Raw genomic sequence first — 22,920 nt, forward strand, 5'->3', positions numbered from 1 at the left:
GGGCTTAGTGCCGGTGCGTGTGGTGCGCGTCGGGCACGTGCGGGTGGCTGTGGCGCATGGGCTCGTGGCGGTGCCAGTGGCTGTGCGGCCCGGAGGGCATGGGGTCGTGCCGGTGCAGGTGGTGGCCGTCTCCGTGGGTGTGGGCGTGCTCGTGTTCCAGCGCCTCGTGCTCGTGTTCGTGACGGTGGTCTTCCAGCAGGTGCAGCACCACGCCGGCCACCATGAGGGCGCCGCCCAGGGCCAGCAGCGCGCTGGGCGCGCGCTCACCCAGGGCAAAGGCACCCAGCGCGCCCATGAAGGGCGCAAACGCAAACACCGAGCCGGTGCGCGCGGCGCCAAATTGCCGCTGCGCCAGCAAATAGAAGCGCAGGCTCAGCCCATAGCCGCTGGCGCCCACGGCCAGTAGGGCCAAGGCACTGGTGGTGGCAGGCAAGGGTTCGCCCCGCAGCAGCGCCAGCGTGGCGGTGGCCAAGGCCCCCAGCGCCGCCTTGACCAGCACCACCTGGCCGGGGTCGCGCTCGGCCACGCCGCGCGAGAGGGTGTTGTCCACGCCCCAGGCCACCGTGGCCAGGGCCACGGCCAGCAGGCCCAGCTGTTGCACCTGCCCGGCCAGGCCCTGGTCCCACACCAGCAGTGCACCACCGGCCAGCAGCAGGGCCACGGCCGCCTTCACGCGCGGGCCCAGCGCCTCGCCGTACCAGCGCCAGGCCAGCACGGCGGTGAACACCGCTTCCAGCGTGAGCAGCAGCGAGGCACTGGCGCCGCTGGTGCGCTGCAAGCCCCAGGCCAGGGCCACCGGCCCCACCACCGCGCCCGCCAGCACCATGGCCAGCAGGCGGGGAGCGTCGGTGCGGCGCAGCGGCGCCTCTTGACCCGCGCCCCTGCGCTGCACCAGCGCCACCAGCGCCGCCCCGCCGTACAGCAAGGCCGCCGTGGTGAACGGCCCCAGGCCCAGGCCAAAGCGTTGAACCAAGGGCGTGCTCAGGCCAAACAAGGCAGCGGCCAGCAGGGCCAGGGCGGCGCCGCGCACAACGGGGGTGGTGGGGGAGTTCACGAATCGGTGGGGCCATGAAAGAGAGCAAACGAGCTTAGCCCCTGCCTGTGACAGCGGGCAAGCCGGCCCCCGGCGCAAGGGTGCTTGCCCGCCAGCGCCTGGGCGCCAACAATGGCCGCATCGCCCCACCCCGCAAAGGCTTCTGTGCGCACCGCTCGTCCACCCCGTGTGTTGACCCTTGGCATGGCCGCCTGCGCACTGGCCGTGCTGCTGACCGCCTGCTCGTCCACGCCCAGCGGCCCGCCGCCCGCCCCACCGGCCGGCGCCGCCAACCTACAGGGCTGGCAACGCTGCAGCACCGACAGCTGCGGGCGCGACTTTGTGTCCGCCTATTCCACCTTCACCTTCGTGCACCTGAACGGGCAGCGCCTGGCACCGCAGCCCACCCTCACCCTGGCGCCGGGGCGCCACTGGGTGGAGGCGCATTACGCCTGGGGCGCTGGCGTGCTGGTGGGCGTGGGCAACTACCGCAACTACGGCTTCGAGCTGGACGTGCTGCCCGACCACCGCTACCAGGTGCAGGACGCGCCCAGCGGCTGCATCGTGCCCGCCACCCGGCACTGGGTGAGCCCCAAGACCTTGAAGGTGACGGTCACCACCCCCGGCGGCGGCACACAGGTGCAAGACGTGCCGGCCTTTGAATACTGCACGCCCTCGGCCAGCGAGCCCGGCACCTGCCGCCAGGCCAGCGACTGCGGCTCGGGCACCTGCACGCCGTTTGGCGGCAGCACCGGCTTCGGGCTGTGCGGGGCGATGCGGCCCTGAGCGACGGCCCTGAGCGACGGCCCTGAGCGGTGGCCCGGCGCGGGCGCTATTCGCGCTCCATCTCCAGGTAAACGCGGCTGGCGTTGCCCGGCAGCAGCTCGGCCGAATTGGCCAGCCGCTGGTAGGGCTGGGTGTCAAAGCCTTTGATGGCGGTGCCGATGTCTAGCCCCTCGTCCACCGCGCGCTTCATGTGGGCGCGCAGGGCAGCCAGGTAGTCGCGGGTGTCGGCGCGGGCGCGGGCCAGGTCGCTCACGCGGCCATGGCCCGGCACGATGCGCTCGGGCGCCAGGCGCTCGATCTCGGCAAAGGTGTCCAGCCAGGCCCGGGTGTTGCTCACCGGCAGCACGCCCAGCATGCGGTCCACATAGACCACGTCGCCGCTGAACAGCACGCGCTGTTGCGGCAGCCACACCAGCATTTCCCCCAGCGTGTGGGCGCCACCCCGGTGCTTGAACTCAAAGCGCACACCGCCCAGTGCAAGCGACGCATCAGGCCCTTGCAACCAGCGGCTGGGAAAGGTGGGCACCGTGCCGTCGGCCTTAGGCCCCATCACCTGCTTCAGCGCGGCCAGTTGCTCTCCGCCCCGGTTGGCCATGTCGGCCTGCCCGGCGGCGTGGGCCAGCACCTCGGCCCCTTGCGCCAGAAAGTAGCCATTGCCCAGCCAGCGGTGGTCTTGCCCGCCGGTGTTGATGACCCAGCGCACCGGCAGCGGCGTGACACGGCGAATGGCCTCGTGCACCTGGCGCGCGCCTTGGAAAGTGGCGCCGCTGTCAATGAGCACCGCGCCCTCGGCCGTGAGCACCAGGCCCAGGTTGGCGTTGAGGCCTTCGTTCGATTCGGTGCGTGGGCCGGTCTCACCGATGAAGGCGTACACGCCCTCCACCACTTTCTCGAAGCGCACGTCCACCGCCCGCGCCGGCAGCGCGGCCAACAGGCTGAGGCTGGCCACGCAGGCCAAGGTCCAGCGAAGTGGGCTCATGTGGGTGCCCCCTGGCCCGAGGCCAACTGGGCCGAGAGTTGCTGCGCGTAGCCCAGCAGCGTGGGCATGCCGGGCTCTTTGCGCGGCCACAGCAGGCCCACGCCGTCGTTGGCGTGGCGGGGCAGCAAGTGCAGGTGGAAATGGAACACGGTTTGGTCGCCCTCTTTGCCGTTGGCCTACAAGAGCGTGAGGCCCGGTGGGTGGAAGGTGTGGGCAATGGCCTGGGCGATGCGCTGGGCGGTGTGCATCACCGCCGCGCCCTCTTCTGGCGTGAGCTCGAACAGGTTGGCGGCGTGGCGCCGGGTGGCCACCAGCACGTGCCCGGGGTTCACCTGGCCAATGTCCATGAAGGCCAGGGTGAGCTTGTCTTGGTGCACCAGCGCGGCCGGCAACTCGCCGCGCGCGATGCGGCAAAACACGCACTCGCCGGGCGGCGAGTGATCAACAAACTGGGGCATGGGGCATGTCTCCTTGAATGGGCGGCCCGAGAAGGCGGCCGCTGGGTCAGTCCGCATTCTGCCGGTGCTCAGCGCGCGCCTGAAGCCATGCCGCGCAGCCCCAGCGTGGCGGCCTCCACCGCGCCGGCCAGGTAGCCCGGAAACTGCGGCGACCACTCGCTGGCAATGCAAGTGAGGCCGCCCGCCCAGGGGCCATCGGCCGCGCGGGCGGCCGGGGCGGCGGCGTGGTGGCCGGTGGCGTCCAGGTCTTGTGCCGAGGCGGTGAGCGGGTCGGCCGCCCAGTCTTTGAGGTGGGTGTGCACGGGGTGGGCCGCCGCCTCGCCAAACAGGCGCACCAACTGCGCCTGGCAGTGGGCCAACAAGGCCTCGGGGGCCACGCCCTGGCGCACGTGCGCGGGCACGCCCACAAAGCCAAACAGCGCGGCGCTGCCGCCGGGCATGGACGCGTCGTGAATTTCCACCAGCGGCCCGCGCGCGCTGCGCGCCTGGCCCGACAAGCCTTGCTCGCGCCAGAAAGGCGTGGGGTACACGGCCAGGAACTTGGCGTGCGGCGCCATCCACGTGGGCGTGGCGCGCCACTGGGCCAGCAGCGGCGCGGGCAAGGCGGGGCTGAACACCAGGCGCTGCGCGGCCAGGCGCGGCGGCAAGGCCAGCAACACGTGCTCGGCCTGCCAGGTGGCGGCCTGGCCGCTGGCGTCTTGCACCCGCAGCTCGGTGTGGGTGGCGCTGCGGTGCAGCTCGCGCACCGCGTGGCCGGTGTGCAGTTGCTGGGCGGGCAGGCGGCTGGCCAGTGCATTCACGAAGGCGGCCATGCCACCCACCAGGCGCATGGCGGCGGGCGAGTTGGCGTAGCCACCCAGGCGGTGCACGGGCTCGTGCGGGCTGCGCTCAAGCAGCATGTCGCCCGCCTCAAACTGCTCAAAGCGCGCCAGCCCCAGGCTGGCCACCACCGCGTCCAGCTCGGGCTGCAGCTCGGGCCAGAACCAGGTGGGGCCCAAGTCCAGGCCCTCGGCAGGCCCGGCCGGGGCCGAGAGAATGCGCCCGCCCAGGCTGGGGCGGGCCTCGAAAAGCGCCCAGTGGCGCTCGCCCTGCTCTTGCAGCCGGTGCGCGGCGTACAGGCCACTCAGGCCACCGCCCACGATGGCCACGCGCACGCGCCGCGCGCTCACGCCAGCCCCTGGTCAAGCCCCAGCACCTGGGCCAGGTGCCCGGTCTTGAGGTACACGGTGGCGCCCTGCGGGCCGGCCACCCAGGCCAAGGCCTCAGCGGGCGGCAAGCGGCACCAGCCATGCGGGGTAAGGGGCGGCGCATCGCCTTCGGCGGCCCGCAGTTCGCCCGCCAGCACCAGCAGCTCGGCGCCGCCCGTGGCATCGGGCTTCAACACCGCGCCGGGGGCCAGGCGTTGCAGGCTCACTTGCTCGGCTTCGCTTTGGAACAGCGGGCACACGGCGCGGTCGGCCTGAGCTTGCCAGTGGGCCGCGTCGTGCGTGTTGACGCGCACCGCCTCGCGCTCGGTGGGCGGCATTTGCCAGAGCTTCACGAAGATGAGCGCGCCCCCGGGGCTGGCGGGGCGGTGGGCCGAGCCGGGCGGGTTGCGCAGGTACCAGCCCTGGGGGTAGCTGGCGTGTTCGTCGGCAAAGGTGCCCGAGAGCACCAGAATTTCTTCGCCACCGGGGTGCTGGTGCGGGGGAAAGGTGGCGCCGGGCAGGTAGCGCACCAGGCTGGTGGCGCGCGCTTTTTCGGCGCCAACGCGGTCCAGCATGGCGCGCTCCACCCCGCCCTGCGGCGAGGCCACCCACTGCTGCTGGTGGGCGGGCACGGTGGCGCGTTGAGAGAAATCGGCGTTCAGGCGCATGGGAAGCGAATGGGCTGGCAGACAAAAAAGGCGCACCGGGCGCCACGGCGCGGCATTGTGTGCGCTGACCCGAAAGCGTGCCCAGGCCGGGGCCCGATTGCCCTGGCGCGCACCGGGCATTGGGGGCCGCTGCGCGCTAGGCCGCGCCCTCAGCCCACAGCGGCGCCAGCCGCTCGGCCACCGACCGGCCGTGGCTGAGGCCCACCTCTTTCAGGGTGAGCGCGGGGCACAACTGGCGGGCCGTGGCCAGGGCGGCGCTGGCCTCTGCGCCGTGCCCCTGCTGCAGCAGCGCGGCGGCCTGCAGCACGTGCGGCAAATGAAAACGCGGGTCACGCCGGGCGGCGGTGCGCGCCTCGGCCAAGGCCTCGCCAGCCCGCTCGGCCCGCAACAAAAACACGCCCAGCGCCCAGCCCCAGAAACCCAGGCGCCGGTCGCGCGGGCTGATCTGCATGCCAAAGCGCATTTGCTCAATGCCCGCCGCCAGTTGGCCGCCAAGCCCCAGCGAGGCGCCCATGGCCACGTGGGCCTGGGCGTTGCTCGGGTCAAGATCGAGCGCGCGCTGCAGCAGCGCCACGCCTGGCTCGCGCTGGCCCAGGTCACACAGGGCGCAGCCGGCGTAGCCCAGCACCTCGGGGCTGCCGTCGTCCAGCGCCAGGGCGCGCTGCGCGGCGGCCAGGGCATCGGCCGCCAGGCCCGCCGCGTCGGGCTGCAAGTTGATGTTGACCGACAAGGCCGTGAGCAGCGCGTACTGCGCATGGCCCAGGCCAAAGCTGGGGTCTAGCGCCACGCTGTGCCGCAGGCGCGCCCGCGCCTCTTGCATGGCCTCGCGGCTCCAGCCCTGCATGGCCAGCGAGCCAATGGCCTGGTGGTAATGCGCCCACACGTCCTGGTTCTCGGGCCGCTGGCGGCGCACGTGCGCGATCTCGGCGCGGGTGAGCTCGGGCTCCAGCTCGGCCATGATGCCGCGCGCAATGTCTTCCTGCAGGTCAGCCGCTTCAGCGCGGCGGCGGTCAAACCGGCCGCTCCACAGCACGTGGCCGGTGGCCGCGTCGATGAGCTGGGTGGACACGCGCACCCCATCGGCCTGCGGGCGCACGCTGCCCTCCACCACGTAGCGCACGCCCAGTTGCCGCGCCACCTCGGGCACCGACACCGCGTGCCCCCGAAACGCAAACGACGAGGCGCGCGAGATCAGCCAGAAACCTGGCACCCGCGCCAGCAGGGCAATGGCGTCTTCGGCCAGGCCGTCTGCCAGAAACTGCAGGCCCGGCTCGCTGGACAGCACCTGAAACGGCAGCACCGCCAGCGTGGTTTTGCTGGCCGCCGCCGGGCGCGGCACCGGGGCCGCCACGCCCTCATCCAGCGGCGCCACCGGCAGCGCGAAGCGGTAGCCCCGCCCCGGCACCGTGGCAATGGACTGCGCGCCCAGCACCTTGCGCAGCGCCGACACCTGCACCGACAGGTTGTTTTCTTCCACCACCAGGCCCGGCCACACGGCGGCCAGCATCTCGTCTTTGCTGAGCACCCGGTCTCGGTGCGCCAGCAGGCACACCAGCAAATCAAACGCACGCGCGCCCAGCGGCGCCGGCGCACCGTCCACCAGCAACAGGCGCTCGGCCGGCCGCAGCTCAAAACGGTCAAAACGCAAAGGCTCTTGCATGGGCATTCCCTCGCCACGGCGACAACCCGCCAAGGGCCATGTTTAGCCAATTCTTAGGAAATTTAAAGGGCAGCCGCGCCCGCGCTGGCTACCGTTGGGCCACCCCAACCCACTGAGGAGCGCCCGCATGAACCCCAGCACCCCCCACCCCAGCCCAAGCGAGCTGCGCGCCCTGTACCTGGCCGACCCAGAGCAAGCCCTGGCCACCAACCACGCCACCACCAGCGGCCCCCACCCCGTCGACCCCTTCCACACCCAGGTGCGGCCCAGCAAAGAAGGTACCCAGCCCTGGCCCGTTAGCGTGCACAGCGCCGTGGGCGGCCCTTACGACGCGCCCTGCCCCGGCGACCTGCTCTGCGCCGCCCTGGCCGCCTGCCAAGACGCGTCTATCCGCATGGTGGCCCGCGCCATGGGCATTGCGCTCACCGAACTGCAAGTGCAAGTGCACGCCACGTTTGACGCCCGCGGCGCCCTGGGCGTGCAAGCCGGCGTGCCCGTGGGCTACCAGCACATCCGCACCGACGTGCACATCAAAGCCCAAGACGGCACCCCGCCCGAGCTGCTGAAGAAACTGCAAACCGCCGCCGAACGCTGCTGCGTGGTGAGCCAAACCCTGAAACAGTCGCCCGTGATGGAGGTGGCGTTTCACGGCTGAGCCCGCACCGTTTGGGCGGCGGGCGCCCCCGCACCGCCGCACCCGCCCACACCGAGCCATTTGGGTGGGCACTTTCCTTTTTGGGAATCGCTTTGGCCCCTGCCGCCAACGCGGCCAGCCCATTGCCAACTATTCAATGGCCAACCACTGAATTGCTGGCCATCCGTTTGCACCACAGGAAAACCCGAAAGTTCCCACAAATGGGTGACGCGCATTTGTAACCATGCGCAATACGATCGTTGTCAATACATAACGATCACAGGGAGATCGACCATGCCCATCACCGGCACTGCGCGCAGAACCGCGCCTATTTGCGTACCTGCGCTGTTTTTCACGGTGGCGTCTGCTGCTGCCACCACCCGCCCGCTGCGCGCGGGTTGGCTGGGCTCAACTGCCTTCTTCCTCGCCTTTTGCATAGACGCCAGCGCTGCGTTTGCGCATGGGGGGGAGGGTTAAACATGGACGGGGCCACTACGATTAGAGGACTCGGGGCATCACTGTCATTCATGGGTACTGGGCAGCCGAAAGCCATTACTGCAATGCAGCAGTAGCGGACAGTGGTGCTGGCCCGCTGAAACGCTGATCTCAGCCCAAAGCGGTCTCCCACGAACTGTGTGCTTCCTCTCTAAAAGAACGGGCTTATCACCCAGTACCAGAACATCTATATCCGAGATGTGGATCGAATGAGAAATCAATCCGCTTGAACACCATTGAGAAGTCAGGACTTGAGATTCACAACAGTCTCCAGATCAAGGAAAATAACGTGAACCCATCACCATAGAAGAATTACCACACAAACACTTTCACCAAAGATGATTTGAGAAATTTCGATAACAAATGAATGACAAAAACGCACCACCAACCAAGATAAAATATGTAAAGCAAAACAGCCCAAGACCCGAATACTGGAGAGATCACTCATCACAATTAGGGACCATTATCCGACTATTTTAGCCATGACTCTGCGAAATCTAAAATACCAAATTCTTAAACTATTAATCAACACAAACCTTGTAAATAAAGCCACACGATGCTGATCAAATGATTTCTATATCGATATCTAACCTTCCATGAGCAACTACTTCGAAATTGCATACGCTGCAGCGTCACGGAGGCTATGCCTCTTTACTGGAACGGGCTTCTCGAAGGCTGTTACTGCGAATGCAGCTCCAAGCTGGCAAGCCCTCCTCGAGTCCCTCAGTGCTTTGCTGCCTGCGCCAACCAACGCCAACCTCAAAGCTGCGCTGTTTCCTACAGGCTCTCCCAACCCCCTGCCATTGGAAGAAGCGGCTCAGATAATCGACATCGAACTCCAAAAGATCGGCAAGTCTGCCCATGAAGAGATCGCCAATTTCATTAGAAAACTTGTTTTAGCAGGTGACAACAAGCCGGTTACCGATTTCATTGAGGCAAATACTTTCGAAGTTGTCACTACCAACTATGACAAGTTGTTTGAGCAACTTGCGCTGAAGGTTGGACCACAAACTATAACACCTGGGCTTCCTGTACCACGCTCCGCCGCAAACATACAGGTCTATCATGTCCACGGCTCGATCGACTCGCCGCGAAACATGGTTGTAACTTCCGACGACTATTTCCGCTTTCTCAACAGCGACTCATACTTCGCCAAAAAACTGAGCACCATACTTCATGAAAACACCGTCGTGATTTTGGGATATTCGCTTGGCGACACCAATCTCAAGACCATCCTGAGCGACTATAAGGGCTTCTCCAGAACCAATGTGATTGGCGGCAATATCTTCTTGGTGTCCAGAGGTAGTGTTGATCAGCACATTAAAGACTACTACGCCCACAGCTTCGCTATTCGCGTCATAGATCAGACTGAGGTTCTAGACTTCTTTCGCAATGTAAACGCAGCATTACCCGACGCCATCAAGTGCGCAGAAAAGTCAAAGAAAAACATCAAGAAGGTCCTTTATGACAATCATTCATTCACCGACAATTACCTTCAAATAGAGACATCGTTCTTCGAGATCATTGCGTCAATTTCCGCAATTGGATCGAGCCTGAATGGCGCCGAGGTTGTCAAGCTTCTTGGCACGATCATTGAAAGGAAGATTGGCTACACAAATGGTTATGGGGCTTGGTCTCAATATGGACACCTAGCACGATGGCTTACTTACTTGGCATCGCTAATTGATCTTGCGGGAACTGAAATTCAGGATTCATTCCTGAAGGCCACCCTTAAATCAATGGAAAGCATGAGTAAGGGGCAGGAACTCGGATACTCATGGCAGGCCTACCGCACTTGGTCTGCTGGATGGACCTCGCTGACCCCAGGCAATCGAAACCTCGTCAGAAGCTACATTCAGGCCAATACAAAGCGGAAAGATGCTCTTGAACTAGTAGCCCGCCCTTAGCGCGGCATACCCTCTTTGGCAAAGAGCCGGCCTGGAACCAAGACCAGACCTTGCGCTCGGTCATGCGGCAGTCCACGGTGTGGGTGTTTGAGGGCTTTGCGCGGCAGTTGGGCGAGGCGCGTGAGGCGGCTTACCTGCGCGCGATGGGCTATGGCAACGCGCTGGCCTCGGGCGCGGTGCCCTTCTGGGTGGAGGGCGACTTGGCGATTTCAGCGCATGAGCAGGTGGCGTTTTTGCAGCGCCTGTACCGCAACGAGTTGCCGTTTGCGGAGGCGCACCAGCGGCTGGTGAAAGACGTGATGGTCACCGAGGCCGGGCCTGACTGGATCTTGCGGGCCAAGACGGGCTGGAGCGGGCAAGTGGGCTGGGTGGAGTGGCCCACGGGCCCGGTGTTTTTTGCGCTGAACATCGACACGCCGCAGCGCCTGGCCGACCTGCCCAAGCGAAACGACATCACGCGGCAGGTGCTGCGCACGCTGAAAGCGTTGCCGCCGGTGTGAGGCAGGTGGCCGCTGCGCCTGGGGTGAGGCCACAAGCGCTTCGGGTGTGGGCCAACAATTGTGGTGATCTCAAGCGCCGCCGCGATAGCCCCAAGCAATGAGGTGAGGTTGGCGGCCAGATGGGTTGCTCGCCATTGGCTTGAACACGCCAGCACTACTCATGCAATACGGGTGACTTACAGCTTGGCCTCTGGTCATGGCGCGGTTCATTCGGACGTGCTCGCCCAGCGCGCACGTGGCCCCGCCAAGAGGCCCGTGGCGCCCATCGCACCTTGCGCCCGTTTCTTGCGCCAGCGCAAATTCGCTGCGGGTGCGGGGCTTCAGGCGCGCCGGCCCGCGCCGAAACCACAGGCGTGTGATGCACGCAAGTTGGCAACAGAAATGATGAACAGACGAAGCCGGTTGACCGCAAGCCTCTTTCAGGGTGGCTTGGTGGGCATGGGCTTCTCGGTGGAATGGCAACTGCCCAATTCCATCGCACGCAAGACACAGGGGAGCCAGCCAACTGCGCATTGGGTGATTGGGTGCCAGCCATCTGGCACTGGGGCGACCCCATCGCCCCTGCCCACCTTCAGCGCACCCGGTCGGGCGCGCTGTCACACAGGCCCCTGCCGGCTGGCCAATTGGCCAGCGCCATCGCGGCCCTCATGCCCAAGCCCTGAGCGGCCAGGTCTGCGACCCACCTCTGTGAAAGTTCATCATGCGATTCCTTAACCAACTCTCCATCGCGCAGCGCCTAGCCATGGGCTTCGGCCTGCTGGTGCTGCTGCTGGCTGCTCTGGGCGGCCTGTCCATCGTGCAGGTGCGCTCGATCAACACCGAGGTGAAGATCGTCACCGACGAGTTGCTGCCCAAGCAAGAGCGCGTGCAGTCGGTGAAGAACGAAATCAACCAGATAGCCCGCTCGATGCGCAACATGATGATCATGGACGCGCCGGACGCGGTTCAGAAAGAACGCGCATCGATTGACGCCAGCCGCAAGGTGATTGCCGAAGACCTGCGCTGGCTGGAGGCCAACCTGGTCTCGGCCGAAGGCAAAGCCTTGCTGGGCCAGGTGCACAAGGCACGCGAGGCCTTCATCGCCAGCCAGAACCAGTTTTTCGATGCGCTGAGCAGCAGCCAGCGTGACGTGGCGCGCCGCGTGTTGCTGGACGAGACCCGCACGCTGCAGATGGCCTACATGGTCAAGCTGGATGAACTGATCGCCTTCCAGAAATCGCTTACCGCTGCTGGCGGGCAGCGCATCGACAGCACCGTGGCCAGCGTGCTGCGCCTCACGGTGGGTGTGCTGGTGGTGGGCGTGCTGGTGGCGCTGGGCCTGGCGGTGTCCATCATCCGCAGCGTGACGCAACCCATTTCGCGTGCCGTGGAGCTGGCCGACCAGATCGCCGCTGGCAACCTGACGCAGGAAATCGTGGTGAACAGCCGCGACGAAACGGGCCGCCTGCTGGCCGCCATGCAGAAGATGCAGCAGGCGCTTAGCGAGCTGGTGAACTCGGTGCGCCAGAGCGCCGAGGGTGTGGCCACCGCCAGCGCCCAGATTGCCCAGGGCAACCAAGACCTCTCGGCCCGCACCGAGAGCCAAGCCAGCGCGCTGGAAGAAACCTCGGCCTCGATGGAAGAAATGGGCTCCACCGCGCAACAAAACGCCGACAACGCCCGCGCCGCCAGCCAGTTGGCCGCCAGCGCCAGCAGCGTGGCCGTGCAAGGTGGCGAGGTGGTGAACCAGGTGGTGCAGACCATGCGCGACATCAACGACAGCAGCCGCCGCATCAACGACATCATTGGCGTGATCGACGGCATTGCCTTCCAGACCAACATCCTGGCGCTCAACGCCGCGGTGGAAGCCGCCCGTGCCGGTGAACAGGGCCGAGGCTTCGCGGTGGTGGCCGGCGAGGTGCGCAACCTGGCCCAGCGCAGCGCCGAGGCGGCCAAGGAAATCAAGGGCCTCATCAACGCCAGCGTGGAGCGCGTGGAACAAGGCACCCAGCTGGTGGACAAGGCCGGCAGCACCATGCAAGAGGTGGTGCAGTCGATCCAGCGCGTCACCGACATCGTGGGCGAGATCAGCAGCGCCAGCCAGGAACAGAACGCGGGCGTGAACCAGGTGGCCGAGGCCGTGAGCAGCATCGACCAGACCACCCAGCAGAACGCCGCCCTGGTGGAAGAAAGCGCCTCGGCCGCGGCCAGCCTGCGCCACCAGGCCGATCAACTGGTGAGCGCCGTCAGCGTGTTTCGTACCAATGGCGGCCACAGCAGCGGCTTCATGGCCAGCCCGGCCGTGGTGAGCACCCCCACGCCGGTGCGCAGCACCCCTGCCCCCACCAAGACCAAGACCACCGCCCCCGCGCTGCGCAAGGCCGGACCGGCCACCACAACACGCGCGGCCCAACCAGCGCCGGTGGTGCGCCCGACCAAGCTGGCGGCCGCCACGGAAGCGGTGGAGGAATGGGAGAGCTTCTGAGTTCGCCTAACCACTGCGTTTCCCTGGTGCCTCGCGCCGCCCCACCGCATCGGTGGGGCGGCGTTGTCACGTTGGGGCTGGCGCGGTGTCGCCCTGGACGCGCCCAACTGGCGAACGGGCGCCACGCCCACCCCCTTCTGCGCTAGTCTGTTGGCGGCCTGTTCCGGCGTGGCACTCGGCTTGCCCAGTGCCACGACCGTTCATGGCCCTTGAGCGAAGGAGAGAAAGATGGATCCCGTCATCCACTTTGAAATGCCCTATGCAGACGCTGCCCGCATGGCCAATTTCTATGGCACCGCCTTCGGTTGGCAGACACAGGCGCTGGGCCCCGCCATGGGCCACTACGTGGTGGCCACCACATGCGAAGTCGCCAACGGTCGGCCCACGCGGCCGGGCACGATCAATGGCGGCTTTTTCCAGCAGCCCACCGGAGGGCCAGCGCTGCAGCCCTCGGTGGTGATTGCGGTAGAGAACCTGCAAGCGTCCATGGCCAAGGTGCGCAGCGCGGGCGGCACCGTGATCGGTGAGCCCATGGACATCCCGGGCGTGGGGGCCTATGTGTCCTTCATCGACACCGAAGGCAACCGCGGGTCGATGCTGCAGCCGCTGGGCTAGCGCGGCGGCCATTCACGGGCCGCGGATATCTTCGCCCGGGAGCCGTGGTGGCCCCCATTGCCAAGCCCGCGCCAGCAGTGTCGCGGGCCTGATGCAGGGCGAGCACCAGCACCCCAGGGCAAAGGCCAAGAAGAAGCTGGCCAGTGTGGCGCTCAAGTCCCTGACCGAGGTACCCAGGTCGGCCGCCATATCGGGAACAGCGGCAGGATGATGTTGGTGGCCAGCCAGCCCAGTGCCGCCAGGCCCGCCAGCAAGCACGAGAGCTGGCCGCTCAGGCGGGCCGGCGCCTCAGCCCGCGGCGGCATCGCTGGGCGCCTCGTCAAGGGCCGCGATGCTGGCGTCCAGCAAGTCGTGCAGCGCAGCGACCTGTGCCACCCCCAGGCGCTGGTTCAGGGCCGTTTGCGCCGCTTTCCAGGCGCGCAGGGCCGCGGTGCGCAGGGCAATGCCCTCTGCCGTGACCTCGACCAGACGGCTGCGCGCGTTCTCGCCCGCCCCCACCAGCAGCCACCCCTGGGCCACCATGGGCTGCAGGTTGCGCGTGAGGGTGGAGGCGTCCATTTGCAGGTGCCGCGCCAAGTCACCCGGCCGAATCGGCCCGAGCTTGACGACAAACGAAAGCAAGGCGTACTGCGTGCTTTTCAAGCCCACGGCCGCCAGGTGATGGTCGTAGTGCCGGTTCACCATCCTGCCCAGCTGCCTGAGCCTGAGGTTGGTGCAACCCTTGGGTGCTGGGGCGTTGCTCATGCGTTATATTGTACCTACAACAATTGCAGGTACAAGAAAATAATGAAGACCTTGACACACCAGGAAACCCTTGAGCGCTGGCAAGAACAAGAACGCGCCGTGCGCAGCCGATTGAGTGCCGTGGGCACGGCGCCCCGGGAAAAGGTCTTTGGCATGACCGGCATGCAGGTGTTTGAAGCCATCTTTGCCGGAGAGCTGCCGGCGCCCCCGATCGGCGACACCATGGATTTCATTCCACTGCACATGGAGCCGGGGCTTGCGGTGTTCCAGGGCAGGCCGCAACTGCGCCACTACAACCCGCTGGGCACGGTGCATGGCGGCTGGTTCTGCACCTTGCTCGACTCGGCGCTGGGTTGCGCCGTGCACACCACCCTGCCTGCCGGCAAGGGCTACACCACACTGGAGCTGAAGGTGAACATGCTCAGGGCCCTCACCGACTCGGTGCCGCTGGTTCGCGCCGAGGGCAAGCTGATCCATGCCGGGCGGCAGGTGGCCACGGCCGAGGGCCGCATCGTCGGCCCCGACGGGAAGGTCTACGCCCACGCCACTACGACCTGCCTGGTCTTCGACCACGAAGCGCCCCACGGCAAGGCGGCAGCGGGTCGGGAATAGCGTTTATTCGCTTCGCAGCCTGTCGCGGCTGACGCCGCCACTGCGCCATGCTGGCAGGCGGCAGGTGTGTGCTCGGCGGTCAATTGCCAGGACGGCCTCTGCCCGCCCGCGCCAACTCCCTTGCCCCCAGCACATACGCCGGCGAATCGGCAAGCCGCTGCAACGCCAAGTCAATGAAGGCACGCACCCACTTGAGCTGTGCGGAGCGGTTGTCGTGGTAGGGGTGCAGGCCAAGGTTATTGGTAACGGGGGGCGGCTTCATATTTTTCTGTGTCGAGTGCAAGACAGTGCCCGCTATTCCTGCACAGGGCGAGTGCCTACAGTGGCGCATTCACCAGGAGACCGCCCGCATGACCTACCCCGTTCGCGCCTACGCCGCCCATTCACCCACCGAGCCCCTGGGCCTGTTCCGCTTTGAGCGGCGCAGCCCGCGCAGCGATGACGTGGTGATCGACATCCTGTTCTGCGGGGTCTGCCACTCTGACCTGCACAACGCCCGCAACGACTGGGGCAACGCCCGCTACCCCATGGTGCCGGGGCACGAGATCATTGGCCGCGTGCGCGAGGTGGGCACGGGCGTGTCGCGCTTTGCCGTGGGCCAGTTGGTGGGCGTGGGTTGCATGGTGGACTCTTGCCAGCACTGCGGCCCCTGCGGCAAAGGCTGGGAGCAGTACTGCGAGAAAGGCGCCACCTACACCTACAACAGCAAAGACCGAGTGGACGGCACGCGCACCCACGGCGGCTATTCCGAGGCCATCGTGGTGAAACAAGACTTCGTGCTGGCCGTGCCCGAGCACCTGGATGCGGCCGGCGCCGCGCCGCTGCTGTGCGCGGGCATCACGCTGTATTCGCCGCTGCGCCACTGGGGCGTGGGCCCGGGCAAGCGGGTGGCCATCGTGGGCCTGGGCGGGCTGGGCCACATGGGCCTGAAGCTGGCAAAGGCCATGGGCGCGCAAGTCACGCTGTTCAGCCGTTCGCCCGGCAAAGAGGCCGACGCGCGCCGCCTGGGCGCCGACCGCGTGGTCATCTCCACCGACCCGCAGCAGATGGCGGCCGTGGCCGGGCAGTTTGACCTGATCGTGGACACCGTGCCCTATGTGCACGACGTGAACCCCTACGTGCCCACGCTGGCCAGCGGCGGCTCTCTGGTGCTGGTGGGCTACCTGGGCACGCTGGACACACTGAACACCGGCCCGCTGGTGGTGGGCCGCAAGTCGGTGGCGGGCTCGCTGATCGGCGGCATCGCCGAAACGCAGGAAATGCTGGATTTCTGCGGCCAGCACGGCATCACCGCCGACATCGAACGCATCCGCATTCAAGACATCAACACCGCCTATGACCGCTTGCTGAAGGCCGACGTGAAGTACCGCTTCGTGATCGACATGGGCTCGCTGAAAGAAGCGCCAGGCAGCGCCTGATTTGACCCCTGGTTTGACACCGCCCAGGCCCGCCTGGGCGCGAAGCCGCTGCGCAAGTCGCCCGTCAAGCTGGCGTGAAGCGTCCAGGCCCGAGGCGGCGCCTCAGGCCACCCATTGCACCACCTCGTCCAGCGCGGCACGGGGGGTACGAAAACCGTTGGCTGGGTGCTGCGGGTCTTCATACCCAAAGGAGATGCCGCACACCACCAGCCGGTCAGGGCCCAGGCCGAAGAACTCGCGCAGGCGCTGCGGGCGTGAGGCCAGCGCCGCCTGCGGGATGGCGCCCAGGCCCATGCTTTGCGCAGCCAGCAGCAGGTTGGCCACGTAGGCGCCACAGTCCACCGCGCCGTACACGCTGAGGCTGGCGTCGCTGGTGACGATGGCCACGTGCGGCGCGCCAAAGAAGCGCAGGTTCTCGCGCGCCTGGCGGGTCGAGGCCTCGCGGTCGCCCTTGGCAATGCCCACGCTGGCGTAGAGCTGCAGCGCGCAGGCCAGGCGGCGTTGCTGATACTCGCCCTGGTACTTGAGCGGCCATTCGAAGTCAGGCCCGGGCTCGCCTTCGGCGGGCGGCGCCAGCATCACCTCGCGCAGGCGCTCAATGGCCGCACCTTCGGCGATGTGAACCCGCCAGGGTTGCGAGTTGCACCACGAGGCGGTCTTCTGGGCAGTGGTCAGCCACTTTTGTTGCAGCTCACGCGACACGGGAGTGGGCAGGAAGCCGCGGCAACTGTGGCGCTGGCTCAGCAGCGCGTCGAGCGTGGCGTGAGCGGAAGGAGTGGCGGGGGCAAGGGTCTTGGTCATGGTGGTTGCTCGGTCGTGAACAGATGGCCCAAAAGGATCAATGGTTGGTCCATTAATATAACCAAGCGTGAAACGCCTCACCAGAGGCCACTGAGCGGAGCCTTGGCTCCGCCCAGGGTGGACACACGCCCCCCGCTCACGCCTCCCCAGCCCACCACCCACTCATCAGGCCCTCGGGCCGGCGCGCGGCCAGCACCTGGGCGCTGACGGGCCAGTTGTCCTGCTGCACGTTGAGGCCGGCGTAGATGCCGTAGCCCTCGCCGGCCTGCAGGGTGTCGCCCGCCTGCAGGCTCTCGCCGGCCTTGATGGCGCCCTGGGCGTGAATGGCCTCGCCGGCCTTGATGCCCCAGCCGGCTTCCAGGTGGCGGGCGCATTGAATCTGGCCGTCGGCCAGCACGCCCTGGCCCGCGCGCACGCTGCCGTGCACGGTGAGGTCGCCGCCGCTGCGCAGGGTTTTGCCGATGTCGGCGTCGCCCTGCACGATGAGGTCTTGCCCCACGGTGGCGCTGCCCTTCACGCGCAGGTGGCCGCCGCACACCACGTCCCACGCGGCGCGCAGGTCGTCGCCCACCTCGATGTCGCCCATGGTGTCGATGCCCCAGGCCGCGCGCAGGTGGCCGCCAGCGCGCACGGTGCCTTGGGCGCGCAGGTGCCCGCCCACGCGGATGTCTTCACCCGCCGCCAGTTCCAGCCCGGCGCGCAGCCCGGCACCGGCGCGAATGCCGCGCCCGGCGTGAATCGCGCCGTCCACCTCAATGGCGCCGCGCACCTCGATCGTGCCGGCGAAGACGATGGCCTCCGCTTCCAGGCTGTCCAGGCTGAGCACGGCGTTGGTGGGGCCGAACTGCTGCAGCAGCCAGCAGGCGTCGGCCACGCGCCCGGCCTTCACCAGGCCATCCAGGATGCTCTGGTAGTCGTCCCCCTCGTGGTGGTGGCGAAGGAACCAACGAAAGCCGTCGGCGCAAGGGCTCTTGCCGCGCAGGAAAGTGCGCGTGAGGGTCATGGTGTTCATGCGTCCTCCCGGGTCAGGGGCACGTGCAGCAGGTCACCCCGCACACGGGCCAGCAGTTGATGACTCAATGACCGCTCCAGGCGGTCCAGCAGCCAGGGCTGGCGGCGGCGGCCGACCACGATCAGCTCGCTGCCCAGTTCGGCCTCGCGCGCGGCAATGTCCGCGCCGGGCCGGCCATGGCCGATGGCGATGTCGTGCACCGCCAAACCGTTCTCGTCGTGCCGCAGCAGTCTTCCCAGGTGCACCAGGGCGCGGCGGCGCGCCTCGCTGCGCTGGGCCTCGATGGCGGCCAGTGCGCCGGCGGCCGAATTGGCCGCCACCTGCACATGCTGCTGCAGGCTGTGGCACACGGTCAGGCGCGCGCGCTCGCCCAGGCGTTGCGCCTGTTGCAGCAAGCGTGGCGCCTCGTGGTTCAGGTCCACCGCCACCAGCGCCTGCCGGTACGGTACGCGGGCAGCGCGCTGCACCAGCAGCACCGGGGTTTGCGTGGCGTGCAGCAGCAGGTCAAGCACGGTGCGGGCCCACAGGGCGCGGCGGTGCAAGCCAATGCCAGACGTGAGCAGCACCAGGTCGGCTTGGCCGGCCTCGCGCAGCAGGCGCTGTGCCCAGGGCCCTTGCGCGGCCACCGGCTCAATGCCGATGCCATGGCGGCGGCCCAGCACGCGGCAGCGCTGCGCCAGGCGCGGCGGCACGGCCTGCGTGGCCCCCGTGGGGTGGCGCAGCGGCAGGTACATGAAGCGCAGGCTGGCGCCATGCTCGGCCGCCAGCAAGGCGGCGCGGGCCAGCGCGGGCTCGGCGCGGGCGCTCAGGTCGGTCAGCGCCAGCACGGCGCGCAGGCGGGCGGGGGTGCGGGCGTCAGCGCGCGTATTCACCGCTGGCCTCGGGCTGGAACAGCACGGCCACGATGTCGGCCTCGCAGGCATCGCCGTTGGGCGTGCTCCAGCGGGCCCGCTCGCCCACGCGCATGCCCAGCATGGCCGCGCCCACGGGCGAATACACCGACACGCGCCCGGCAGCGGGCGCCGCGTCGGCGGGGTAACAGAGGGTCATCTCGCGCTGCTGGCCGGTGTCGGCCATGCGAATGATGAACTGCGAGTTCATGGTCACCACGTCGGGCGGCACCTCGCGCGAATCGACCAGGTCAGCGAAGGCCAGGGCCTCGTCCAGGGCGTCGGGAAGCGGCCCGAGGTCGGGCTTGTTCAGGCGGGCAAAGTCAAGCTGGGTCAGGGTACGGCCAGCGTGGGCGGTCTTGTGCATGCGGCACTCCATCAAGAGCGGCTGGGGCCCGGCGTGGGGCGGCCGCGATCGCGCGGGCTTGGGGCCCGGCGAACAATGGATGCGCAAATTAGGGGGGTTGGGGTGGCTCGCCGGGCTCAGGAATGTGCGACGGGCTGGTGTCGGACCAGACCGCGTGCCTGGGCACGCGCACGGCCGCACTGATCTGCGCACAGCAGATCAGCCATCGGACGGCCGAGCAAGGGGAAGTTGGAGCGAACCATGTGCCGGACTCTAAGCCGACATACCCCCCGGGGCAAGCAATGTCGCACCGGATTGGTGCGACATTGGGGCTGGCTTGGGCGCGCTTCGCGGCATTGGCCATGCAACAGCCACCCCGAATCCATTCACGAATCTATTCACGCCCTTCACTCGTGCCGCAAGGCCTCAATCGGGTCCAGCCGGGCCGCGCGCCTGGCCGGGAAGTAGCCAAACAGCACGCCGATGCCGGCCGAGAACACGAAGGCCAGCAGGTTGATGCCGGGCTGGAAGCTGTAGGGCACCTGCATCAGGAACGACAGGCCGATGGACGCGCCGGTGGCCAGCACGATGCCGGCCAGGCCACCGAAGGCGGCCAGCACCACGGCCTCGATCAGGAACTGCAGCAGCACCTCGCGTTCCAGCGCGCCAATGGCCAGGCGCAGACCGATTTCGCGGGTGCGCTCGGTCACGCTCACCAGCATGATGTTCATGATGCCGATGCCGCCCACCAGCAGGCTCACGGCGGCCACGGCGCCCAGCAGCGTGGTCATCACCTGGGTGGTGCCCGAGAGGGTGTCGGCCAACTGCTTGGTGTCGAGCACGTTGAAGTTGTTGTCGTCGGTGGGGGCGAGCTTGCGGCGCTCGCGCAGCAACTGCGTGAGGCTGGCCTTCAGGCGCTCGGCGTCGCTGCCGTCTTGCATGGACACCAGCAGGGTGTTCACGCGGGTGCTGCCGGTCACGCGGCGCTGCAGGGTGTTGATGGGCACGAGCACGAAGTCGTCCTGGTCGTTGCCGAAAGCGCCCTGCCCTTTCGAGGCGAACACGCCGATCACGCTGCACGAGAACTGCTTCAGCCGCAGCGGCTCGCCCAGCACGTCGGCGCGGCCGAACAGCTCGCGCCGCACGGTCTCGCCAATCAGGCACACGGCCGAGCCGGCGCGCAGCTCTTCGTCGCTGAACTCGCGCCCGCTGGCCAGGGCCCAGTTGCCGGTGCGCAGCCACTCGTTGGTGCTGCCCACCACGCTGCTTTGCCAGTTCTTGCCGCTGGCCACCAGCGTGGCCGAGGCGCGGGCCTCGGGCGCCACGGCGCGCACGCCGCCGATCTGGGTGGCAATGGCCTCGGCGTCGCTTTCTTTGAAGGCCGGGGCCACGCTGCCGCCACTGCCCGGGCCCAGGCGCTGGCCGGGGCGCACCTGCAGCAGGTTCACGCCCAGGCCGGCGATCTGGTTTTGCACCGCCTGCGTGGCGCCGTTGCCCACGGTGACCATGGTGATGACGGCGCTCACGCCAATGACGATGCCCAGGATGGTGAGGAAAGATCGCAGCAGGTTGCGCCGGATGGAGCGCAGCGCCAGCAACAGGGTGTTGAGCCACATGGTCAGGCTTTCTCGGGCTCGGTCGGCCGCGCCGGGTGTGGGTTGGGTTCGTCGGTGGCGACCACGCCGTCCACGAAGCGCACGATGCGCTGGGCGTAGGCGGCCATGTCGGGCTCGTGGGTGACCATGAGCACGGTGATGCCACGCTCGGCGTTCAGGCGCCAGAGCAGGTCCATGATTTCGCGGCTGCGCGCGGTGTCGAGGTTGCCGGTGGGCTCGTCGGCCAGCAGCACCTCGGGCTCGGTGACGATGGCGCGCGCAATCGCCACGCGCTGCTGCTGCCCGCCCGACAGCTCGGCGGGGGTGTGGTGTTCCCAGCCGGTCAGGCCCACGGCGGCCAGCGCCTGGGCGGCCAGCTCGCGCCGGCGCGCGGCGCTCTCGCCGCGGTAGAGCAAGGGCAATTCCACGTTTTCTTGCGCCGAGGTGCGCGCCAGCAGGTTGAAGCCCTGGAACACGAAGCCGAAGTAGCGCCGGCGCAGGCGGGCGCGCTCGTCGCGGTTGAGCGATTCCACGTGCACGCCGCGAAACCAGAACTGGCCGTCGCTGGGCCGGTCAAGGCAGCCAATGATGTTCATGGCGGTGGACTTGCCCGAGCCGCTGGGGCCCATCACGGCCACGAACTCGCCGTGGGCGATGTCCAGGTTCACGCCGCGCAGGGCCTGAAAGGCGGCCGTGCCCTCGCCGTACACGCGGGTGATGCCGCGCAGGCGAATGAGCGGGTTCGGCCGCTCGACGATGGCGCCGGGATCGCTCATGGCTTGGCCGCCGCGCTGCGCTGGTCAGTAATCACCGCCATGCCGGCCTGCAGTTCACCGCCGGTGATTTCGGTCTGGCGGCCGTCGCTGATGCCGGTGCTCACGCGCAGGGGCACGGCCTGGCCATCGCGCAGCACCCACACCTGGCGCTGCGCGCCAGCGCCAGCGTCGCCGGGCGCGGGCCGCGCGCCGGTGCGCGGCGCGCGCGGCATGAGCTTGCTCAAGAGGTTGCCGTTGCCGCCACCGGCCGAAGCGGCCGCCGGGGCCGCTGCCGGCACGAAGCGCAGCGCGGTGTTGGGCACCAGCAGCACCTTGTCGCGCTCGGTGGCCACCACGGTGGCCGAGGCCGTCATGCCCGGGCGCAGCGACAGGTCGGCGTTGTCCACCGTGAGTTCGGTGGTGTAGGTGACCACGCCATCGGTCTTGGTGGAGCCAAAGGCCACGCGCGAGATGGTGGCCGGGTAGCGCCGCGCGGGGTAGGCGCTCACGGTGAAGGTGGCGGTCTGGCCTTCTTTCACCGAGCCGATGTCGGCCTCATCCACCGACACATTGAGCTTGAGCGAGCGCAGGTCTTCGGCCACCTGAAACAGCGTCACGGCCTGCAACGAGGCGGCCACGGCGTTGCCGGGGTCTACCGTGCGGGTGAGGATGACGCCGTCAATGGGCGAGCGGATGCTGGCCTTGGTGAGGTTGGTGGCGTCGGTGGAGGCGGCGGCGCGCGCTTCGTCCACGCTGGCGCGGGCGCTGTCGAGGCTGGCGCGGGCACGGGCCACGGCGGCGCGGGCGGTGTCGAGTTCGGTGGCCGAGGGCACCTGCCCGCCCGAGAGGCGCGCCACTTCTTCATAACGCGCCAGCGTGGCCTGTGCCTCTTTCACGGTGGCTTCGCGTTCGGCCAGCGCGGCCTGGGCCGAGGCCAGGTTGGCGCGCGAGCGCTTCACCTGGTCTTGCAGCTTGGCGGTGTCCAGCTCGACCAGCACCTGGCCTTTCTTCACGCGGTCGTTCACGTCCACCAGCACGCGCGCCACGGTGCCCGACAGCTCGCTGCCGATGTTCACCGTGCGCGTGGGCTGCAAGGTGCCGTCGGCCGCCACCGTGAGCGAGAGCTTGCCCACGCGGGCGGGCTCGGTCACGTAGACCGGGCCGTCTTTCACGGCCTGGCGGCCTTGCCACCACACGGCGGCGCCGGCCAGGGCCAGCACGGCAACGGCCGCGCCCCAGGTGCTGGGGCGGCGCCACCAGGGACGGGGCCGGTCGGTGCCCAGCAACTCGTCCAGCGTGGCGACCGGGGCGGTGGCGGGAATCGGGGGTGTCTTGTTGGGGTCAGTCATGGCGAGGCGACG

The 22,920-nt window shown here is 67.9% G+C and carries 20 protein-coding genes and 2 pseudogenes; 8 read left to right on the forward strand and 14 right to left on the reverse strand.

What is annotated here, in order from left to right:
- Positions 1-4: 4 nt before the first annotated feature.
- Positions 5-1,054: a DMT family transporter gene (locus ACE3RQ_RS15025; RefSeq protein WP_374522859.1), complete on the reverse strand. Its 1,050-nt coding sequence runs from the start codon at positions 1,052-1,054 to the stop codon at positions 5-7.
- A gap of 183 nt (positions 1,055-1,237) precedes the next feature.
- Between ACE3RQ_RS15025 and ACE3RQ_RS15030 the strand changes: the two genes are divergently transcribed.
- Positions 1,238-1,819 carry a hypothetical protein gene (locus ACE3RQ_RS15030; protein WP_374522860.1) on the forward strand — a complete coding sequence of 194 codons (582 nt, stop codon included), beginning with the start codon at positions 1,238-1,240 and terminating at the stop codon, positions 1,817-1,819.
- A gap of 46 nt (positions 1,820-1,865) precedes the next feature.
- On the opposite strand, the gene ACE3RQ_RS15035 is transcribed toward ACE3RQ_RS15030, so the two are convergent.
- From ACE3RQ_RS15035 to ACE3RQ_RS15055, 5 genes and pseudogenes are all read right to left on the reverse strand, one after another.
- A complete protein-coding gene (locus tag ACE3RQ_RS15035; RefSeq protein WP_374522861.1) occupies positions 1,866-2,798 on the reverse strand; it encodes an MBL fold metallo-hydrolase in 933 nt (310 codons plus the stop codon).
- Positions 2,795-3,256 (reverse strand): annotated as a pseudogene (locus tag ACE3RQ_RS15040) (HIT family protein). Before ACE3RQ_RS15040 ends, ACE3RQ_RS15035 begins: the two are co-directional and overlap by 4 nt.
- A 68-nt stretch (positions 3,257-3,324) precedes the next feature.
- Entirely contained in the window at positions 3,325-4,425 is a 1,101-nt protein-coding gene (locus tag ACE3RQ_RS15045) for a flavin monoamine oxidase family protein (protein WP_374522862.1), read from the reverse strand.
- The gene (locus tag ACE3RQ_RS15050) at positions 4,422-5,111 is read right to left on the reverse strand and encodes a cupin domain-containing protein (RefSeq protein ID WP_374522863.1); all 690 of its coding nucleotides are present in this window, start codon (positions 5,109-5,111) and stop codon (positions 4,422-4,424) included. Before ACE3RQ_RS15050 ends, ACE3RQ_RS15045 begins: the two co-directional genes overlap by 4 nt.
- A 136-nt stretch (positions 5,112-5,247) precedes the next feature.
- Positions 5,248-6,771 carry a winged helix-turn-helix domain-containing protein gene (locus tag ACE3RQ_RS15055; protein WP_374522864.1) on the reverse strand — a complete coding sequence of 508 codons (1,524 nt, stop codon included), beginning with the start codon at positions 6,769-6,771 and terminating at the stop codon, positions 5,248-5,250.
- A gap of 127 nt (positions 6,772-6,898) precedes the next feature.
- Here ACE3RQ_RS15055 and ACE3RQ_RS15060 point away from each other — a divergent pair, with 127 nt between their 5' ends.
- From ACE3RQ_RS15060 to ACE3RQ_RS15080, 5 genes and pseudogenes are all read left to right on the forward strand, one after another.
- Complete coding sequence (locus tag ACE3RQ_RS15060) at positions 6,899-7,426, forward strand: OsmC family protein (protein WP_374522865.1); 528 nt, start codon at positions 6,899-6,901, stop codon at positions 7,424-7,426.
- Positions 7,427-8,496: 1,070 nt separating this feature from the next.
- Positions 8,497-9,807 (forward strand): SIR2 family protein, encoded by a 1,311-nt coding sequence (locus ACE3RQ_RS15065; protein ID WP_374522866.1) that lies wholly within the window; start codon positions 8,497-8,499, stop codon positions 9,805-9,807.
- A 35-nt stretch (positions 9,808-9,842) separates the two neighbouring features.
- Positions 9,843-10,307: pseudogene (locus ACE3RQ_RS15070) on the forward strand (penicillin-binding transpeptidase domain-containing protein); the annotation flags it as partial.
- Positions 10,308-11,007: 700 nt separating this feature from the next.
- Positions 11,008-12,771 (forward strand): methyl-accepting chemotaxis protein, encoded by a 1,764-nt coding sequence (locus ACE3RQ_RS15075; RefSeq protein WP_374522867.1) that lies wholly within the window; start codon positions 11,008-11,010, stop codon positions 12,769-12,771.
- A 228-nt stretch (positions 12,772-12,999) separates the two neighbouring features.
- A complete protein-coding gene (locus ACE3RQ_RS15080; RefSeq protein ID WP_374522868.1) occupies positions 13,000-13,386 on the forward strand; it encodes a VOC family protein in 387 nt (128 codons plus the stop codon).
- Between the two features lie 288 nt (positions 13,387-13,674).
- Here the strand turns inward: ACE3RQ_RS15080 and ACE3RQ_RS15085 are convergent, their stop codons facing one another.
- Positions 13,675-14,130 carry a MarR family winged helix-turn-helix transcriptional regulator gene (locus tag ACE3RQ_RS15085; protein ID WP_374522869.1) on the reverse strand — a complete coding sequence of 152 codons (456 nt, stop codon included), beginning with the start codon at positions 14,128-14,130 and terminating at the stop codon, positions 13,675-13,677.
- Between the two features lie 42 nt (positions 14,131-14,172).
- On the opposite strand from ACE3RQ_RS15085, the gene ACE3RQ_RS15090 reads away from it, so the two are divergent.
- Both ACE3RQ_RS15090 and ACE3RQ_RS15095 read left to right on the forward strand, forming a co-directional pair.
- On the forward strand, positions 14,173-14,742 hold the full coding sequence (locus ACE3RQ_RS15090; protein ID WP_374522870.1) for a PaaI family thioesterase: 570 nt from the start codon (positions 14,173-14,175) through the stop codon (positions 14,740-14,742).
- Between the two features lie 350 nt (positions 14,743-15,092).
- Positions 15,093-16,160, forward strand: a complete 1,068-nt coding sequence (locus tag ACE3RQ_RS15095; RefSeq protein ID WP_374522871.1) for an NAD(P)-dependent alcohol dehydrogenase — start codon at positions 15,093-15,095, stop codon at positions 16,158-16,160.
- A gap of 102 nt (positions 16,161-16,262) precedes the next feature.
- Here the strand turns inward: ACE3RQ_RS15095 and ACE3RQ_RS15100 are convergent, their stop codons facing one another.
- The 7 genes from ACE3RQ_RS15100 to ACE3RQ_RS15130 form a co-directional block, all read right to left on the reverse strand.
- Positions 16,263-16,961: a nitroreductase gene (locus tag ACE3RQ_RS15100; RefSeq protein WP_374522872.1), complete on the reverse strand. Its 699-nt coding sequence runs from the start codon at positions 16,959-16,961 to the stop codon at positions 16,263-16,265.
- Between the two features lie 136 nt (positions 16,962-17,097).
- On the reverse strand, positions 17,098-17,964 hold the full coding sequence (locus ACE3RQ_RS15105) for a hypothetical protein (RefSeq protein ID WP_374522937.1): 867 nt from the start codon (positions 17,962-17,964) through the stop codon (positions 17,098-17,100).
- A gap of 5 nt (positions 17,965-17,969) precedes the next feature.
- The gene (locus tag ACE3RQ_RS15110) at positions 17,970-18,845 is read right to left on the reverse strand and encodes a universal stress protein (protein WP_374522873.1); all 876 of its coding nucleotides are present in this window, start codon (positions 18,843-18,845) and stop codon (positions 17,970-17,972) included.
- Positions 18,829-19,230 carry a GreA/GreB family elongation factor gene (locus ACE3RQ_RS15115; protein ID WP_374522874.1) on the reverse strand — a complete coding sequence of 134 codons (402 nt, stop codon included), beginning with the start codon at positions 19,228-19,230 and terminating at the stop codon, positions 18,829-18,831. The genes ACE3RQ_RS15110 and ACE3RQ_RS15115 overlap by 17 nt, the downstream gene beginning before the upstream one ends.
- A 386-nt stretch (positions 19,231-19,616) precedes the next feature.
- A complete protein-coding gene (locus ACE3RQ_RS15120) occupies positions 19,617-20,825 on the reverse strand; it encodes an ABC transporter permease (protein ID WP_374522875.1) in 1,209 nt (402 codons plus the stop codon).
- Positions 20,826-20,827: 2 nt separating this feature from the next.
- Positions 20,828-21,580 (reverse strand): ABC transporter ATP-binding protein, encoded by a 753-nt coding sequence (locus tag ACE3RQ_RS15125; RefSeq protein WP_374522876.1) that lies wholly within the window; start codon positions 21,578-21,580, stop codon positions 20,828-20,830.
- Positions 21,577-22,908 (reverse strand): efflux RND transporter periplasmic adaptor subunit, encoded by a 1,332-nt coding sequence (locus tag ACE3RQ_RS15130; protein WP_374522877.1) that lies wholly within the window; start codon positions 22,906-22,908, stop codon positions 21,577-21,579. The genes ACE3RQ_RS15125 and ACE3RQ_RS15130 overlap by 4 nt, the downstream gene beginning before the upstream one ends.
- Positions 22,909-22,920: the final 12 nt, after the last annotated feature.

The organism is Hydrogenophaga sp. (genome assembly GCF_041913525.1).
Classification (GTDB): Bacteria; Pseudomonadota; Gammaproteobacteria; order Burkholderiales; family Burkholderiaceae_C; genus Hydrogenophaga.

What these genes read in the sequence shown, in the direction of transcription:
- ACE3RQ_RS15030 (WP_374522860.1), top strand. Translation starts at nt 1,238, where the DNA reads ATGGCCGCCTGCGCACTGGCCGTGCTGCTGACCGCCTGCTCGTCCACG.
- ACE3RQ_RS15035 (WP_374522861.1), bottom strand. Translation starts at nt 2,798, where the DNA reads ATGAGCCCACTTCGCTGGACCTTGGCCTGCGTGGCCAGCCTCAGCCTG.
- ACE3RQ_RS15050 (WP_374522863.1), bottom strand. Translation starts at nt 5,111, where the DNA reads ATGCGCCTGAACGCCGATTTCTCTCAACGCGCCACCGTGCCCGCCCAC.
- ACE3RQ_RS15055 (WP_374522864.1), bottom strand. Translation starts at nt 6,771, where the DNA reads ATGCAAGAGCCTTTGCGTTTTGACCGTTTTGAGCTGCGGCCGGCCGAG.
- ACE3RQ_RS15060 (WP_374522865.1), top strand. Translation starts at nt 6,899, where the DNA reads ATGAACCCCAGCACCCCCCACCCCAGCCCAAGCGAGCTGCGCGCCCTG.
- ACE3RQ_RS15065 (WP_374522866.1), top strand. Translation starts at nt 8,497, where the DNA reads ATGAGCAACTACTTCGAAATTGCATACGCTGCAGCGTCACGGAGGCTA.
- ACE3RQ_RS15075 (WP_374522867.1), top strand. Translation starts at nt 11,008, where the DNA reads ATGCGATTCCTTAACCAACTCTCCATCGCGCAGCGCCTAGCCATGGGC.
- ACE3RQ_RS15080 (WP_374522868.1), top strand. Translation starts at nt 13,000, where the DNA reads ATGGATCCCGTCATCCACTTTGAAATGCCCTATGCAGACGCTGCCCGC.
- ACE3RQ_RS15085 (WP_374522869.1), bottom strand. Translation starts at nt 14,130, where the DNA reads ATGAGCAACGCCCCAGCACCCAAGGGTTGCACCAACCTCAGGCTCAGG.
- ACE3RQ_RS15090 (WP_374522870.1), top strand. Translation starts at nt 14,173, where the DNA reads ATGAAGACCTTGACACACCAGGAAACCCTTGAGCGCTGGCAAGAACAA.
- ACE3RQ_RS15095 (WP_374522871.1), top strand. Translation starts at nt 15,093, where the DNA reads ATGACCTACCCCGTTCGCGCCTACGCCGCCCATTCACCCACCGAGCCC.
- ACE3RQ_RS15100 (WP_374522872.1), bottom strand. Translation starts at nt 16,961, where the DNA reads ATGACCAAGACCCTTGCCCCCGCCACTCCTTCCGCTCACGCCACGCTC.
- ACE3RQ_RS15105 (WP_374522937.1), bottom strand. Translation starts at nt 17,964, where the DNA reads ATGACCCTCACGCGCACTTTCCTGCGCGGCAAGAGCCCTTGCGCCGAC.
- ACE3RQ_RS15115 (WP_374522874.1), bottom strand. Translation starts at nt 19,230, where the DNA reads ATGCACAAGACCGCCCACGCTGGCCGTACCCTGACCCAGCTTGACTTT.
- ACE3RQ_RS15120 (WP_374522875.1), bottom strand. Translation starts at nt 20,825, where the DNA reads ATGTGGCTCAACACCCTGTTGCTGGCGCTGCGCTCCATCCGGCGCAAC.
- ACE3RQ_RS15125 (WP_374522876.1), bottom strand. Translation starts at nt 21,580, where the DNA reads ATGAGCGATCCCGGCGCCATCGTCGAGCGGCCGAACCCGCTCATTCGC.
- ACE3RQ_RS15130 (WP_374522877.1), bottom strand. Translation starts at nt 22,908, where the DNA reads ATGACTGACCCCAACAAGACACCCCCGATTCCCGCCACCGCCCCGGTC.